The 15,876-nt window shown below is 43.7% G+C and carries 12 protein-coding genes; 6 read left to right on the top strand and 6 right to left on the bottom strand.

The annotated features are described in order from the left end of the window. Positions 1–173: 173 nt before the first annotated feature. The 3 genes from KO537_RS04625 (at position 174) to KO537_RS04615 (ending at position 4,099) form a co-directional block, all read left to right on the top strand. On the top strand, positions 174–2,639 hold the full coding sequence (locus KO537_RS04625; RefSeq protein ID WP_173243715.1) for a 6-hydroxymethylpterin diphosphokinase MptE-like protein: 2,466 nt from the start codon (positions 174–176) through the stop codon (positions 2,637–2,639). A 118-nt stretch (positions 2,640–2,757) separates the two neighbouring features. Further along, positions 2,758–3,237: a DUF2947 domain-containing protein gene (locus tag KO537_RS04620; RefSeq protein WP_219233956.1), complete on the top strand. Its 480-nt coding sequence runs from the start codon at positions 2,758–2,760 to the stop codon at positions 3,235–3,237. A gap of 301 nt (positions 3,238–3,538) precedes the next feature. After that, complete coding sequence (locus KO537_RS04615) at positions 3,539–4,099, top strand: chalcone isomerase family protein (protein WP_105251908.1); 561 nt, start codon at positions 3,539–3,541, stop codon at positions 4,097–4,099. 12 nt (positions 4,100–4,111) lie between these two features. On the opposite strand, the gene KO537_RS04610 is transcribed toward KO537_RS04615, so the two are convergent. Together KO537_RS04610 and KO537_RS04605 are read right to left on the bottom strand one after the other, a co-directional pair. After that, positions 4,112–5,056 carry a DUF6268 family outer membrane beta-barrel protein gene (locus KO537_RS04610; protein ID WP_173497630.1) on the bottom strand — a complete coding sequence of 315 codons (945 nt, stop codon included), beginning with the start codon at positions 5,054–5,056 and terminating at the stop codon, positions 4,112–4,114. 120 nt (positions 5,057–5,176) lie between these two features. Further along, entirely contained in the window at positions 5,177–5,806 is a 630-nt protein-coding gene (locus KO537_RS04605) for a TetR/AcrR family transcriptional regulator (RefSeq protein WP_219233955.1), read from the bottom strand. 139 nt (positions 5,807–5,945) lie between these two features. On the opposite strand from KO537_RS04605, the gene KO537_RS04600 reads away from it, so the two are divergent. Continuing rightward, positions 5,946–7,052: an efflux RND transporter periplasmic adaptor subunit gene (locus KO537_RS04600; protein WP_219233954.1), complete on the top strand. Its 1,107-nt coding sequence runs from the start codon at positions 5,946–5,948 to the stop codon at positions 7,050–7,052. A gap of 2 nt (positions 7,053–7,054) precedes the next feature. Then, positions 7,055–10,135, top strand: coding sequence for an efflux RND transporter permease subunit (locus KO537_RS04595; protein WP_219233953.1), 3,081 nt, complete (start codon positions 7,055–7,057; stop codon positions 10,133–10,135). On the opposite strand, the gene KO537_RS04590 is transcribed toward KO537_RS04595, so the two are convergent. After that, positions 10,120–10,365 carry a DUF465 domain-containing protein gene (locus tag KO537_RS04590; protein WP_105251903.1) on the bottom strand — a complete coding sequence of 82 codons (246 nt, stop codon included), beginning with the start codon at positions 10,363–10,365 and terminating at the stop codon, positions 10,120–10,122. The two genes, KO537_RS04595 and KO537_RS04590, sit on opposite strands and share 16 nt — an antisense overlap. 260 nt (positions 10,366–10,625) lie before the next feature. Here KO537_RS04590 and KO537_RS04585 point away from each other — a divergent pair, with 260 nt between their 5' ends. Continuing rightward, positions 10,626–12,629: a methyl-accepting chemotaxis protein gene (locus KO537_RS04585; protein WP_219233952.1), complete on the top strand. Its 2,004-nt coding sequence runs from the start codon at positions 10,626–10,628 to the stop codon at positions 12,627–12,629. Between the two features lie 389 nt (positions 12,630–13,018). On the opposite strand, the gene cydX is transcribed toward KO537_RS04585, so the two are convergent. From cydX to KO537_RS04570, 3 genes are read right to left on the bottom strand one after another with little or no spacing between them, the layout of a single operon-like run. Further along, a complete protein-coding gene (cydX, locus tag KO537_RS04580; protein WP_011788717.1) occupies positions 13,019–13,135 on the bottom strand; it encodes a cytochrome bd-I oxidase subunit CydX in 117 nt (38 codons plus the stop codon). 19 nt (positions 13,136–13,154) lie between these two features. Further along, the gene (gene cydB / locus KO537_RS04575) at positions 13,155–14,294 is read right to left on the bottom strand and encodes a cytochrome d ubiquinol oxidase subunit II (protein WP_028761243.1); all 1,140 of its coding nucleotides are present in this window, start codon (positions 14,292–14,294) and stop codon (positions 13,155–13,157) included. 15 nt (positions 14,295–14,309) lie between these two features. Further along, positions 14,310–15,866, bottom strand: coding sequence for a cytochrome ubiquinol oxidase subunit I (locus KO537_RS04570; protein ID WP_028761244.1), 1,557 nt, complete (start codon positions 15,864–15,866; stop codon positions 14,310–14,312). Positions 15,867–15,876 lie beyond the last annotated feature (10 nt).

Below are 15,876 nucleotides of genomic sequence, written 5' to 3'. Positions count from 1 at the left end.
ACGACTTTAAATATTACATTTATGCAACAAAAAAGCCAGCTTCATTGTGTCAAAATATTGTTGGAGCGAAATTTGCACCGCTGTGTCGTTCTTGCAATGAACCTCAGGGAAGTGACACTATAGTTATTACTCTGAAAGCACACTTTTAAGTTGTTCGTAAGAAAGAGGAAAACATGCAACTACATACCTACATATTGAATAACTTTGCAATAAGTCGCTTCAACGAGTACTACTTGCCCAGTGTAAATCGCCATACTTTTGAGAAAGCTGACTCAAAAACAATCTATAGTAAAAAATTTAAAAATTCATTCAGTAAGAAAGATAGACTGAACATTATCATTGGTATGGACTCTGGGTTATTAACAAATTTCATACTTGAAAACAACATCCCTGACGGTAGTAAATTTGTCTTTATAGAACTCTCATCAATCACTCCACTTTTGGTTATTGACATTCCTACAGAACTTAAGAATAAAATAATTATTATCGATGAATCTGGCTTAGATGAGCTATTTAGCAAAGATGATATTAAGCTATTCATAGCTAAAGATGAATGTTATCTTTATGCCTCTCTTGCCGTTGCCGCTCGGCACATCGAAGATTACAATGTTCTATTTAACATTTTAGAGTTAAGATTACAAAGTGAGTACTTTGATAACCGAGTGAACTTTACTCAAAAAATATTTTTCCATGCACAACTAGATAATATTGCAGACAATCACACTCAATCTAAGTTGCTGCGAAATACATTTAAAGAACAAACCTGCATAATTATTGCAGGTGGGCCTTCATTAGATGAAAACATTGACTGGATTAAAGATAACCAAAATAAATTATACATAATTTCAGTTTCACGTATTGCAGGAAAACTAGCTAATTCAGGGATAGTTCCAGACATTATCGTAAGCGTAGACCCACAAGAAGTAAGCTTTGATGTAAGTCGTGGTATGTTTGATTTACATGATAAAACACTTCTTGTTAACTCATATCATATTAGTCCAAAAATTTTATCTCAATGGCAAGGAAAGTCTCTTTACATGGGCCAAAGGCTCCCTTGGAGCAATAAAATTGATAATGATAATATTCCTACAGTTGGACCAACAGTAACGAATAGTTCTGTGCGTTTAGCCATTGAAATGGGATTTTCTAGAATATTACTAAGTGGTGTTGATTTTTGTTACTCAAAATCTGGTTACAGTCATGCAAATGGTACAATAGAGGCGAGTCTTGGCCCTAGTTTAGGACATAATACAATATGGGTAGAAACCTATGATGGCTATCAAGCGGAAACATTATTACAACTCAAACATGCCATGGAGTCTCTTGAACATGAAGCAAGAGTCTATCTTGATGTTGAAATAATTAATTTATCCAACAGTGCGGCAAAAATACAAGGCATATCTTACAAAAATACAAATGAAATTAACCTTGCTAAATATGAATCTAAAGAAATAAACTGTACAGACATATTTATTGAAAATAAAAAAAATGATTTACTTAATGTACTAGCCGATTGTTTAACAAAAAAAACTGAACTATCAAAAGCATTGAAAATAATTAAAAAAGCACAAAGACTTTCTCAAACCTTAAATTTAAACTCTAAATCTTCCGCATTGACTCTTAATAAAATAAACATGATAGAAGAGGAACTAAATAATAAATACGGTGACTTATCAAAAATAATAAAAGTATACGGCTATTTTGAGTTTTCAAAGTTCTTGACAACTAGAGATACTGAAAGCTGGACTCAGCATCATATAAACACTATGTCAATTAGATACTATAATGCTTTCTCATCAATTTGCTCGATTATTCTAAGATTGGTTGAAAATGCATGTCAAAAACTCCAATTTAGATTAAACGAGATCAGTAATACCCCTCTGATAGAATTAGCTATAAAATGGGAAGAGGAGAATCAACCGGGTAGAGCTTTTATATGGAAAAAAATGCACGAGTCTCATATTTTTAATGCTGATGAAGAAAATATATTATCAAAACTTAATCTGTTATATAGCAATAATCTTACCCAAGTCAGACAAGCCTACGTCGATAAATTGAACTCAGGTGACGCTATAGAGCATGTTTACACAAAAATAATACGACTAAATCAGTCCAAAAACAGTTATGGTTTAGCCATAACTGTGAGTAACTTGCTTCCATTCATTGAAAAAGATAACGAAACAAAAAGATTATATCACCTCGCCTTATCATTCCAACTCAGCCTTGAACAGCAGCCGCAACAGGCATTAGATACTTTACTTGCTCTGCCTGAAGAACTTTGTACTGAGATGGAGTTAAAGCATATTATTTTACTGGCGCTCAAACTAAGTAACCTTGAGCTTGCAACAGCAACTCTAGTCAAAATTTTGGCTTATAGTGATGAGTACATGCCTCAGTATGCGCATATTTTAAAACTCCAAGGCAAGATTCAAGACTCAGTTAATGTCTACCTAGATTACTTAGAGAAGTATCCATCGGATACACAAACATGGATAAAACTTGGATTATTCATGTTTGAAATCAATCAAGTAGAAGCTTCGCACACTGCATTTTCTAATGCAATTAATGCCGATCCCGATAATCAAGTGGCACGTGATTACTTATCTGAACTCACAAGACTAATGAACGTCTCACAATAACAGGCTCAAAATCACCGAACTCGCATATTCGTGTTCGGTGATTTCACTATTACCTCGCTAGACCGTATAATTAGCCTCGTTTCAGCATTGCTCATCTGCATATCCTAGGAGATTTTGTTTGGCTCATACCTATATACCTTTAGAAACTTACCGCCGTAAGTGGATTTTCAACCACAAAGACTTGCCTGTCACCGACGAGGACAAGGCGCATATCCTGCCGTTAACAGATAAAAGTGCGATGGAAATCTGGAACCAATGGATCAGCAACAAGAGTAGTCGTGCGGAGCAATTTACTAAGGGAGATTGGGCGGCGAAGGCTGATGCTTGGGTGGAAACAGATCATTGGCAGAGCGCTTGGGATAGTGAAGATAGCAGTTTACCCACCATGTTAGCTGAGTTTATACAATGGCCCGATGAGACGCTGGTGTATTTTTGCTATGAAAAATATCAGATTATTGAAACTCGTTGGGATGTGTTCGTCCGCAATTGGAAGTGTTTTCTTTTCTTTGACGACGGTCCCATTTTGATCTCGCCAAAACAGAAACAAGCGGTGATGTTCGAACAGAGTGGTCAGTACAAGCTAGGCACTCGCGGATAATTTATACAGGGTGCTTAACGCTGATGATTTCCCATCGATAGCTTTACGCCAACACTTTTACGCCGATAATTTAGCGCGATGAGTCATCTTGTTGGCATGCTCATATTTAATGATGAGTATGCCATATTTAACCATGTTTGAATGATGCGTAAGCACACTTAGCCTATCACTCCTCTCTTCTTTAGATTAACATCCGTTTTCGGTGCCGAGTATTTGAGAAGTTGGGGTCAACTTTTTGCTGTAAATACTCATAAAAATCTGCTTAAAACCCAATAATTAAAATAGAAAAATGAGGTGTATTATGAAGTTACTCTCCACTCTTACCCTAGCAAGCGCGCTGTTATTACCCCACACATTAATGGCCAAAGAAGTCTCAGGAGTGCAAGTCGCCGAGACAGTGACATTAGATAGCCAAACATTACAGCTCAATGGCGCGGGCGTTCGCAGTAAGTTCTTTATGGATTTATATGTAGGTAGTTTGTATTTGCCAGCAGCATTGAGTAGCACAGCAGCGGTTATTGATGCACCAGTTGCAGCGATACGCCTTAACATTACCTCTGGCATGATCACCTCAGAAAAAATGCGCGATGCGATCACTGAAGGTTTTGAACAAGCGACAGCAGAAAACACCGCCGATATTCAACCGCAGATAGATACCTTTATGGCGCTGTTTAAGGAAGAAATTAAAGAAGGTGACCAATTTACCTTAGTCGCCAATAAAGCCCGCGGCGTGACGGCCTATAAAAATGGTCAGGAACAAGCCACCATCGAAGGTGAAATGTTCCGTCAAGCACTGTTAAAAATTTGGCTAGGTGATAAGCCAGCCCAGAAAAGCCTCAAAGAGGCCATGCTGGGCAAATAACTGACATTAACGTTAGAATTTGAATTCGATATCCAAGGCCGCTGCGCCTTGGTTATCCATTTCAAGCGCGGCTTGATTTGTCACTTCTAACTCACCATCAAAGTAATAACCAGCATAGAGATTTACGGTTAAAGCAGGCGTTGCTCGCCAACCGCCACGCAGATAACTCACCCATTCGTTCGTTTCTACAGCAATATCATCATCCTCAATAAGGAATCGCTCAGTACGACGTGAACTACCCAAACCAATATTCCAATCAGGATTGAATTGATAACTAAGCTCTAGTCCTGCTGGACCACTAAAACCAGCTTGGAATGGATTAGCTAGTGTCCAATGTTCATCTATCTGCCAACGCATGGCAAGATAAGGCACTGTGCGAACTTCATCGATATCATTAAGATACGCGACGCCAAAGCCAATCATGTTTCCCGAATCAAATGCATACATGGCCGATGCCACAATACCGTAACTCTGAGCTTGGCTAGCCGATGCAGTATCGGCGTAGGCATATTGGATCTGCGGCGCTAAAAAGAAGGCCCAATGTTTATCCATGCGATAATTTAACGACACTCCGGCACGGTAACGATTAATATGATCCCAATTCTGTCCGTCGGTGCCAAACAGCGGTGCGACATTGTTTGCGCCAGTAAGCGTGATGTTACGCCAGTCATAATCAAGTCTGTCATAGCCCACACGAAAGCCTAGCGACCATTGCTTATCCAGCGATACATTCATCCCAGCATTCAGTAATAAGCTGTCCCTTTGTAGCTCAGTATTGCCATTAGCTACCTCGGCGCTTTGGGTGCTGATCTGCGTGACACTTAATCTAAAAGGTTTGTATTCCTGCGAAGGTTTATCCGCTGCAATAGCGGCACAGCTCATTAACGGTAACAATAACAAACTGCCTTTCAGCAACCGCTGTTTTACGCTTAATGGTGCGAGTTCTCGATTAGCCACGCTAGCTCCTTGCATTTAAAATAATGAATAAATTTTTGTGCATAATACGCGCTATTGAATAAAAAGGTTCACACTTTCAAAATGAAAATACAAACTAATACCTCTAAAACAAACAAGCCTTCACTCTACCCGATACGCCCTCAAGAACATGTCAGCACAACCCAATATATAATGATTCCTGTCGTCAAAAAGTTCATCGGCCACTAATCCCAATTCTAATTTAAGTTTTAACTCACCAAACAACATTAAACATAAACGCACTGCACTATGATGAGCATTACCAAATCGATATTGCCCTAACGCCTCTACAGCGACTAAATAATCCGCCAATAAGCCCACTATGTGTTTAGGGCCTGCATCAAAGAACAATCGCGACACTTCAGGATGACTTTCGGATTGCGCCACACAGGCTTTGAATACAGTAATAGCTTCAGGACTGACAATCATCTCCCCAAATTGCAAGGCAAATTGGGTTAATGCCGATTCCGGTTTAGTGGGATCACTTAACAAATCATCATTAAGATTATGGCCAACACACTTAGATTCAATTGCCGCAACAAATAATTCATCTTTGCTACCGTAATGGGAATATACGGTTTGTTTCGACACGCCCGCAAGCTTTGCAACCTCATCCATACTGGTATGAGGGAAACCTTGACGACAAAACAAATCAATAGCAGCCACAAGGACTTGCTGACGTTTTTGTTCACTACGGCTCAAAGGTAATTGCGTCTCAGAGGAATGCGTCATATCAACTCTCAAATAGATAGACATAATTAATTGGCATTAGTTAAGCACAAAATAGACTAGACAGTCTAGTTTTGTGCAACTAGACTAGCAAGTCTAGTTACATAGTATTAACGTTTAACTTACAGCGGAAGCCTTTAAAATGGATCGAACTGCCCGACTTTCTTGGCGTACTCTTAGCGTCTGCGTGTTTGCTTTAGCCACATTATCCGCCTGTCAAAAGGAAGTCACCGAACACGCTACGACAGCCACGCAACCCACAGTCACAAGCCAAGCGTTGATCCAGACCCCAAGTTATGAACACTTTCAGACCTTCACTGGCACCATCCGTGCAGGTAATACCACAGGTGTAGGCTTTGAACTAGCGGGGAAGTTAAACAATTTACAGGTCGATTCTGGGAGTAAAGTTAAGCAAGGACAAATACTTGCCGTTCTCGATACCCGGCTACTCGAAGCCGAGCGTCAAGAGATCCAAGCAAGTCTGGCACAAACCCAAGCCGATGTTGATCTGGCCACCAGCACTCTAAAACGTAATCAAGAATTGAAAAAATCGGGCTATGTCTCTGAGCAGCTATTAGATGAAAACCGCTCACAATTAAATAGCTTAGCCGCAGCGAAAAACCGCCTATTTGCCTCACAGCATGCCAATCAACTTAAGCTCGATAAATCCATCTTAGTGGCGCCCTTTGACGGCACCATAAGCCAAAGGCTACATAATCTTGGCGAAGTGATTGCCGCGGGCAGTCCTATCTTCACCTTAGTGGGTAACATCAATCCTGAAGCTTATATTGGTGTTCCTGTTGCGCTAGCAGAACAATTTCACACCAAACAGCAAGTGCAAGTCAGCGTGCAAGATCAAACCTTTACTGCTGAAATTGCCGGTATTAGCGCAGAAGTCAATCCCATCAGTCGTACCCTGCAACTGAGAATAAGCCTACCCCAAGATGCCCGTGTGATTAACGGTGAAATTGCGTATCTGCATCAACAACAGCAAATCCCGCAACCGGGCTATTGGGTACCTATTTCCGCACTGACGGATGGTATTCGCGGATTATGGAATCTCTATGTCATCGCAAACGATGAACAGCAATCCATCATAGAGCGCCGCGATGTGGAAATCCTCTACACCACCCAAGACATGGCCTACATTCAAGGCGCGATTCAGCCTAATGAAATCTATGTCAGCCAAGGGCTGCATAAGCTGGTCGTAGGCCAAACTGTATCTCCCATTGCTGCAGCCACGAGGTAATTATGATTAAAGCCTTTGTTGAAAACGGCCGCTTAGTCAGCCTCGTTATTGCACTATTACTTGTCGCAGGCTTTGGTGCAATATCGAGCCTACCGCGTACTGAAGATCCCCACATAACTAACCGTTTCGCCTCTGTGATCACCCCTTATCCTGGCGCCTCAGCCGAGCGGGTCGAAGCCTTAGTGACTGAAGTCATTGAAAACCAGCTCAGACGTTTGGAAGAAATTAAGTTGATCCAATCAACCTCTCGACCAGGGATTTCAGTTATACAGTTAGAATTGAAAGACACAGTTAAAGAAACGGCTCCCGTATGGTCTCGAGCACGGGATTTATTGGCCGATGCGAAAATTAATTTACCTGAGGGCATACAATCTCCCACACTCGATGATCAAATTGGTTATGCCTACACCGCCATCTTAAGTTTAGTGTGGAATAGTAATACACCCGTACAAGTCGACATGCTAAACCGCTACGCAAAAGAATTACAGAGTCGGCTCAGGCTGTTATCGGGCACGGATTTTGTCAAACTTTACGGCGCCCCAACCGAAGAAATGCTAGTGCAGCTTGATGGTAACAAGATGAGCCAGTTACAGCTCTCTCCTGCGTCTATCGCCCATATTCTCAGCGGCGCCGACAGTAAAATTGCTGCCGGTGAAATCAACAACCGTGAATTTCGAGCCTTAGTTGAAGTATCCGGCGAGCTTGATTCTTTAACCCGTATTCGCCAAGTGCCGCTTAAAATTGATAGCCAAGGGCAAATTATTCGCCTCGGCGACATAGCCACTGTGACTCGCCAAGCTCAAACCCCAGCGGATAGCATAGCGTTAGTCGATGGTGAACAAGGCGTAATGGTTGCAGTGCGAATGATCGATAATACCCGTGTTGATCTTTGGCAAGCACAAGTCAATAACGTCGTTGACGAACTCAATCGCGACGTCCCCGCCAACATCCAGATCCAGTGGCTATTCGAGCAAAACAGTTACACCAGCGAACGACTTGGCGGGCTAGTGGTTAACCTGCTGCAAGGATTTGTCATCATCTTACTGGTATTACTCCTCACCCTAGGCTTAAGAAACGCCATTATAGTGGCGATTTCATTGCCGCTCACAGCGCTGTTTACCTTGGCCTGCATGAAATATATCGGCCTGCCGATACATCAAATGTCGGTGACAGGACTCGTCGTCGCCCTTGGGATCATGGTGGACAATGCGATAGTGATTGTCGATGCCATATCACAAAGGCGTCAGCAAAGAATGAGCCGTTTAGCCGCAGTGAGCGAAACCTTACACCACCTTTGGCTGCCCTTAGCGGGATCGACTATCACCACTATTTTGGCTTTTGCGCCCATAGTACTCATGCCCGGTGCTGCGGGGGAATTTGTCGGTGGTATTGCCATGTCAGTGATGTTTGCGCTGCTGGGCTCTTACGTGATTTCCCATACGTTAATTGCAGGGCTCGCGGGACGTTTTAGTCATGAAGGTAAACAGGATGTCTGGTACCAACACGGGATCAACCTCCCGCTAGTGAGCCAATATTTTCAAGCGAGCCTGAGAATTGCCCTTAAACGCCCCATCGTCAGCGCGCTGCTTATCGGCATTACGCCAGTATTAGGTTTTTTAGCCTCGGGTAAGATGACGGAGCAGTTCTTTCCGCCATCGGACAGGGACATGTTCCAAATTGAAATCTATCTTGCGCCCCATGTGAGTTTAGAAAACACCTTGAACCAAGTGCAGTTGATGGATAAAAAACTCCACGCAGTCACAGGGATCACTCAAGTCGATTGGGTGGTCGGCGGTAATACGCCCTCATTTTATTACAACCTGACGCAGCGCCAACAAGGGGCGACTAACTATGCACAGGCCATGGTAAAGGTGACTGACTTTGAGCGTGCTAATGAGTTAATCCCCGAATTACAACAGCAATTTGATAGCGCTTTTCCCGGAGCGCAAGTACTAGTACGAAAACTCGAGCAAGGCCCGCCCTTTAATGCGCCAGTGGAGTTAATGATCTTCGGCCCGAATCTAGATACTTTGCGATCATTGGGCGACGACGTTCGTAATATTCTCGCGCAAACGCCGGACGTACTTCACACACGTGCAACCTTAAGTGCTGGTGCACCTAAGCTGTGGCTACAGGTAAATGAAGATGCCAGTCTAATGAGTGGGTTAAGCCTGACGGACATTGCCAAGCAGATCCAAATGTCAACCACAGGCGTTATCGGTGGCAGCGTGCTTGAGCAAACAGAATCCTTACCCGTACGAGTTCGCCTTGATGATGACAGTCGCGAGCAGGTGAGCCGCCTTTCTGAAATTCAATTAATGACACCTTCGGGTGAGTCTGTTGCATTATCCGCCCTCGCCCACAACGAAGTGCAAGTGAGCCGCGGCGCCATTCCAAGGCGCAACGGCCAAAGGGTTAATACCATAGAAGCCTACATCGTCAGTGGGGTATTACCAGCCCAAGTGCTTAATGATGTCAAAGATAAAGTGGCTCAATTACCGTTGCCATCGGGTTATCGCATTGAAATCGGCGGTGAAAGTGCTAAGCGTAACGAAGCAGTCGGTAATTTACTGTCCAATATGATGTTGGTCGTCACCTTGTTATTAGCCACTGTGGTGTTATCGTTCAACTCCTTTAGGCTTACGGCGATTATTCTATTGAGCGCGATACAATCGGCAGGACTTGGCCTATTAGCCGTGTTTGTATTTGGTTATCCCTTTGGATTCCCTGTCATCATAGGACTACTTGGATTAATGGGACTTGCCATTAACGCTGCGATTGTGATCTTGGCCGAACTAGAAGATATGCCAAGCGCTCGGCTCGGCGATATGGAAACCATAGTGTCTACCGTCAGCAGCTGTGGTCGTCATATCAGCTCAACGACTATTACCACCGTGGGCGGTTTTATTCCGCTCATCATTGCTGGCGGCGGGTTTTGGCCTCCCTTTGCCATTGCTATCGCGGGCGGCACCCTGCTGACGACTTTACTTTCTCTGGTATGGGTTCCAACCATGTATTTGCTGCTGATGAAAACCCGTACGGCGAACAACCCATCCGCGATTCAAGCTCAAATCGCATCATGAACTAGATATTGGTACAGTTTATCTTTAAGGTTTAATCGCTCTAATTTTAATGCTAAAAAGTGCTCATCGGCGGTGGGCACTTTTGTTAACTCCAGCGCCCTAATTTTATTATCGAGCTCATGGTAACGACTAGCCATGGTCGCGAAGGCAGTATTATTGACTTTTAAATGCTTAATTTGATCGACAAAATCAGGAAACTCATAAACCAACGCATGATTCTCACCTAGCATATACACTTCTCCTATAATGTGGTTCTAACACTATGAACTCCATTCACCTTAAGCAGCTTAGTCTATACCCTCATAATACAGCCAGTACTTGGGCATGTTATCTGCTAACATTTCTGCAAAATAAGCCGATGAGTCCAAGTCTAAAACTGCAAAAATATCAACGAAATGAGTTTAAAATTGCAGAAGTTTTAGACCCACATCAAGACTACAGAGTAAAACTTAGGCTACATTAATGTAACCGTTACCTATAGGATCTTACGATGAATTATAAAAATTGGCCTATTGCAAAACAAATTGGCGCCCTCGCGTTTATTCTTACTCTTCTCATCTTTGGCGTATTGAGTACCGTCTCCTATAAAGCCGCTTCAAATGTATTAGAAGATAAAGGTATCAGTGCCATGAAATCTGAAATGCGTGCAGTTTCAGACATGTTAGAGCTGCAGTACGATAGTCTTCTGCAGCTTGCGAGACGCAACGCCGATGTTTTTAAGGAAATGTATCCTGGACAATTTAGTCTGCAAAATAAAACTGTCAATGTGATGGGAGTTGGCTCTCCAGCCCTAATGCACGAACAAGAACAAGTGAACTCATCAAAAAGTAAAGTCGATCGTTTTGCTAATCTAACTGGCGGTACCGCTACAGTATTTGTGCGTGATGGCGATGACTTTATGCGAGTTTCGACTTCGCTCAAAAAAGCCGATGGCAGCCGTGCACTAGGTACTTCCCTTGGCAAAACACATCCAGGCTATCAAGTGCTGATCAGCGGTAATGAATACGAAGGTTATGCCAAACTTTTCGGCAAAGACTACATGACAGTCTATCGTCCAGTGAAAGACACACAGGGCAAAGTCATTGGTATCTTATATATTGGCTTCGACATCACCAGTTCCTTAAAACAATTACAAGAAGCAGTTAACAGAATCACCTTAGAAGAAAGTGGCCATTTTCTATTAGTACGCAAAGCGGACAATGTGTTAGTCGCCCATCCTAAGTTCAACGCAGGTGACATCATCACCGAAAGTATGCTTGATGGCTTAAGTGTTGCGTATGTCACCCAAGATGATGCGGAATCCCATTACAACAATAGTAAAAATGAGCCCATGTTTGCCTATAGCCAAACCGTAACAGGCTGGAATTGGGTGCTAGTGGGTCAAGTCAAGGCAAGCGAGCTTAATGAAGAAAGTATGCAATTGCTCACCATCAACGCCATCGTTGCTATCACAGGGATCGCGCTGATCACAGCGCTATTATCAGTTGTCTTAATTCGCGCACTCAAACCTTTGCATGCCCTCCAAGTGCATATGGAAAATTTAGGCAGTGGCGATTTTAGCCATCACTTAGCGCCATCAGAGCCACAGAGTCAAAACGAAGTGGATCGAATTACGACCAGCGTATCAACTATGTCCTCAGAGCTCAGGCAATTGATTATTGCATTGCAGGATTCAGTCATGAGTCTAGAGCAACAGGCCTCCAAGGCACAGAGTATCGCGAAGCAAAATGGTGAAGAAGCTCAAGCTCTAATGCTACAAACGGATCAAATCGCAACTGCCATCGAAGAAATGTCGACCTCGATCCGTGATGTAGCTAATCATGCCCAAGATGGCGCAGTTCAAAGCCAGCAAGTGGATGCCGCAGCCAAAGAAGGTCAAAACCAACAGACGAAAGTGGTGCAGGATTTACTCAAACTCAGTCAGCAACTCAGTAATAGTCATCAATCGGTTGAAAAAGTCAGCCATGAAAGTGAAGCGATCAGCAAAGTGACCGAAGTCATTAACAGCATTGCAGAGCAAACTAATTTACTCGCATTAAATGCAGCGATTGAAGCGGCGCGCGCAGGCGATCAAGGTCGAGGCTTTGCTGTCGTTGCCGATGAGGTGAGAACTCTCGCCCAGCGGACCCAGTCATCCATTGTAGAAATTGGCCAAACGATTGAAAAGCTGCAAACTCAAGTGAAAAGCACCGCAGAACAAATGAGCCAAAGTCATCAATTAGGAATGGAATCTGCAGCACAGGGTGAAGCAACGGGTGAACAACTGAAGGAAATCACCCGTAGGATTGGCGAACTCGCGATTAGCTCACGCAATATTGCCTCGGCTACTGAGCAGCAAAGCAGTGTTGCACAAGAGATAACCCACAATTTGCATCAGATCAGCGAACTCGCTAACGAAGGCGAGCACCGTGCCACTGAAACAGTGCATTCTGCCAATGAACTGTCTTCCTTAGCCGCCGCCTTAAAACGCCAAATAAGCCAGTTTAAGGCCTAACTCAAATACGGACTTAGATACAGAGTTAGTGCTTTATCAAACGTTAAATGCCGCCCTAACAGGGCGGCATTTTTTATAACAGCACTACATCAAAACGATAGGAGCCACATTTAAGAAATGGATTTGGGACTTTGATTTAGGATACTGACGTAAAGGAGTAATGGAGAAAATATCTTAAGCCATGCAGAGCAAGCATCTGCAGAGAGCACAATCAAAAAACAATAATATCAGACCTATTCGTTGCAGTTACATCACCACTCTGCAGCGAAGTTAACTGCTTGGCCTAATACGATAGCCTAGCTCTGCCTCAAATTAAAATAACCTCAGCCCATCAAAAAATCCCAATAAAAAACCCCGCTGATGCGAGGTTTTTAAATCGAGTTTAGACGCTACTCGGCATCTTCTGCCGATCTGTCCATGTTCTCAGTATTCTCAAGCCACAGGGCATTGATAATCCCGAAAGAACAGGCCAACAAAACCCCTAATATCCACGTAAAATACCACATAGCAGATGCTCCTTAATGCCTAATAGAGTGAGGCTTTGTTATCTTCAATATGCTTACGGCCGATACGACCAAACATCTTGTAGTAAGTCCAGACAGTGTAGCTCAACACTATAGGTACGAAAATCGCTGCAGCAGCAGTCATAACACCTAAGGTCATTTTACTGGCTGTTGCATCCCACATAGTCAAACTGACGTTAGGGTTAAGTGATGATGGCATGACGAATGGGAACATTGCTGCACCGCAAGTCAAAATCACCATAGCCACAGTGAGTGAGCTGAATAGGAACGCAAAACCTGAACGGTTAAAGCGGCTAACCAAAATCACTAGCAGCGGCAATGCCACACCTAAGATGGGGAACAGCATAGTGATGGGGTATTTGTCATAGTTGGCAAGCCAAGCACCCGCTTCAATTGCGACGGTTTTCATGGCTGGGTTAGAAACCGCATTATGGTCCAGTACTGAAGTCACTACATAACCATCAATACCATTGGCTAACCACACACCCGCAGCAGCAAACAACACAGCCACTAACAGTGCGAAGAATTGCGTGGCTTTCGCAGCACGAACACGCAGCTCACTGTCAGTCTTCATTTGTAGCCAAGAAGCGCCTTGCATCATAAACATGCTCACGCTCACAAGACCTGCCAGCAAACCGAAAGGATTCAACAGGCCGAACAGACCACCGTGATAAGTCGCACGTAGGAACTCGTCGAATTCAAAAGGCACACCTTGCAACAAGTTACCAAAGGCCACGCCTATGATTAGCGGAGGTACAAAACCACCGGCAAACAAGGCCCAGTCCCACGACTTACGCCATTTTGGATTTTCGATTTTAGAACGATAATCGAATCCGACTGGACGCATGTAGAGGGCAAACAGCACTAACATCATGGCGACATAGAAGCCAGAGAAAGACACTGCATACACCATAGGCCAAGCGGCAAATAACGCACCGCCTGCTGTGATTAACCACACTTGGTTGCCGTCCCAATGGGGAGCAATAGTGTTAACCATGATACGGCGTTCAGTATCGTCTTTGCCTATAATTGGCAGTAACGCACCGACACCCATGTCAAAACCATCAGTAACCGCAAATCCGATGAACAGTACGCCGATCAGAGCCCACCAGATAACTCTTAATATTTCATAATCAAACATAATGAAATCCTCTGCTTAGGCTTCTAGGTTCTCGAAATGATAACGACCAGTTTTCAAACTGCTCGGACCAATGCGGGCAAACTTAAACATCAAGAACATCTCAATCACCAGCAGTACAGTGTAGAACAAGGTGATAGAAAGGATACTGAACCATAAGTCGCCAGTCGTTAAGCTTGACGCAGACATAAAGGTCGGTAGTACCTCAGAAATCGTCCAAGGTTGACGACCATACTCAGCCACAAACCAACCACACTCAATCGCGATCCAAGGCAATGGCAAGCTATAAAGTGCAGCTTTAAGTACCCATTTTTTCTCGGCAATTTGATGACGTGTGCTTTGCCAGAATGCCGCAGCAAATACGAACAACATGATAAAGCCTAGACCTACCATCACACGGAAGCTCCAGAAAATCGGTGCTACGTTCGGGATAGAATCTTTAGCTGCTGCTTTAATTTGCTCTTCAGTCGCATCAACCACTTTGTCTGTGTAGCGTTTTAGTAAGAAACCGTAGCCTAAGTCGACTTTCGCTTCTTCAAAAGCAGCACGTAGTTCAGGCGTTTCTTCACCCGCACGCAGTTTCACTAGCATGGCATAGGCTTTCATACCGTTACGGATACGCACTTCATGCTCAGCAATCAAGTCATGAATACCAGTCACTTCTTCATCCAACGAGCGTGTTGCCACTATACCCATCGCATAAGGAATTTTGACTGCAAAATCTGTTTTCATGGTTTCTTGATTCGGAAAACCGACAGCAGTAAAGGCCGCTGGAGCAGGCTCTGTATGCCACTCAGCTTCAATCGCTGCTAACTTAACGCGCTGTGCTTCACCCACTTTATAGCCAGATTCGTCACCTAACACGATAACCGACAGAATCGCCGCCATACCAAAGCTTGCCGCAATCGCGAATGAGCGACGAGCAAAAGGTAAGTCACGTTTCTTGAGGATGTAATAAGCACTGATCGCCAGTACAAACATGGCACCCGCCACATAACCAGAAGCGACGGTGTGAACAAACTTAACCTGCGCGACAGGGTTAAACACAACTTCAGCGAAGCTGGTCATTTCCATACGCATGGTTTCGTAGTTGAACACTGAACCCACAGGGTTTTGCATCCAACCGTTTGCCACTAGGATCCACAATGCCGACATGTTAGAACCAAAGGCCACTAACCAAGTCACGACTAAATGCTGACGCTTAGTGAAACGATCCCAACCGAAGAAGAACATACCCACGAAGGTAGATTCAAGGAAGAAGGCCATTAAACCTTCAATAGCCAGAGGCGCACCAAAGATGTCCCCTACGTAATGCGAATAGTAAGACCAGTTAGTACCAAACTGGAATTCCATTGCCAAACCTGTGGTAACCCCCAAGGCAAAGTTAATACCAAATAACTTACCCCAGAACTTAGTCATATCTTTATAAATTTGTTTATCTGTCATCACATACAGTGATTCCATGATAGCCAGCAAAAATGCCAACCCCAAAGTCAAGGGAACAAATAGGAAGTGATACATGGCTGTCAGCGCAAACTGCAACCGCGATAGCTCAACAACCTCTTCAACAATCATCGGTGACTCC

It is taken from the genome of Shewanella sp. NKUCC01_JLK, from assembly GCF_019345615.1.
In the GTDB taxonomy this organism is placed as follows: Bacteria; Pseudomonadota; Gammaproteobacteria; order Enterobacterales; family Shewanellaceae; genus Shewanella; species Shewanella oncorhynchi.
Note: the sequence above shows the minus strand (reverse complement) of the source record. Positions and strands in the feature narration are given on the sequence as shown.

Coding starts and splice junctions, on each gene's coding strand:
- cydX (WP_011788717.1), bottom strand. CDS start 13,135: ATGTGGTATTTTACGTGGATATTAGGGGTTTTGTTGGCCTGTTCTTTC.
- cydB (WP_028761243.1), bottom strand. CDS start 14,294: ATGTTTGATTATGAAATATTAAGAGTTATCTGGTGGGCTCTGATCGGC.
- KO537_RS04590 (WP_105251903.1), bottom strand. CDS start 10,365: ATGCTAGGTGAGAATCATGCGTTGGTTTATGAGTTTCCTGATTTTGTC.
- KO537_RS04585 (WP_219233952.1), top strand. CDS start 10,626: ATGAATTATAAAAATTGGCCTATTGCAAAACAAATTGGCGCCCTCGCG.
- KO537_RS04605 (WP_219233955.1), bottom strand. CDS start 5,806: ATGACGCATTCCTCTGAGACGCAATTACCTTTGAGCCGTAGTGAACAA.
- KO537_RS04595 (WP_219233953.1), top strand. CDS start 7,055: ATGATTAAAGCCTTTGTTGAAAACGGCCGCTTAGTCAGCCTCGTTATT.
- KO537_RS04625 (WP_173243715.1), top strand. CDS start 174: ATGCAACTACATACCTACATATTGAATAACTTTGCAATAAGTCGCTTC.
- KO537_RS04600 (WP_219233954.1), top strand. CDS start 5,946: ATGGATCGAACTGCCCGACTTTCTTGGCGTACTCTTAGCGTCTGCGTG.
- KO537_RS04570 (WP_028761244.1), bottom strand. CDS start 15,866: ATGATTGTTGAAGAGGTTGTTGAGCTATCGCGGTTGCAGTTTGCGCTG.
- KO537_RS04615 (WP_105251908.1), top strand. CDS start 3,539: ATGAAGTTACTCTCCACTCTTACCCTAGCAAGCGCGCTGTTATTACCC.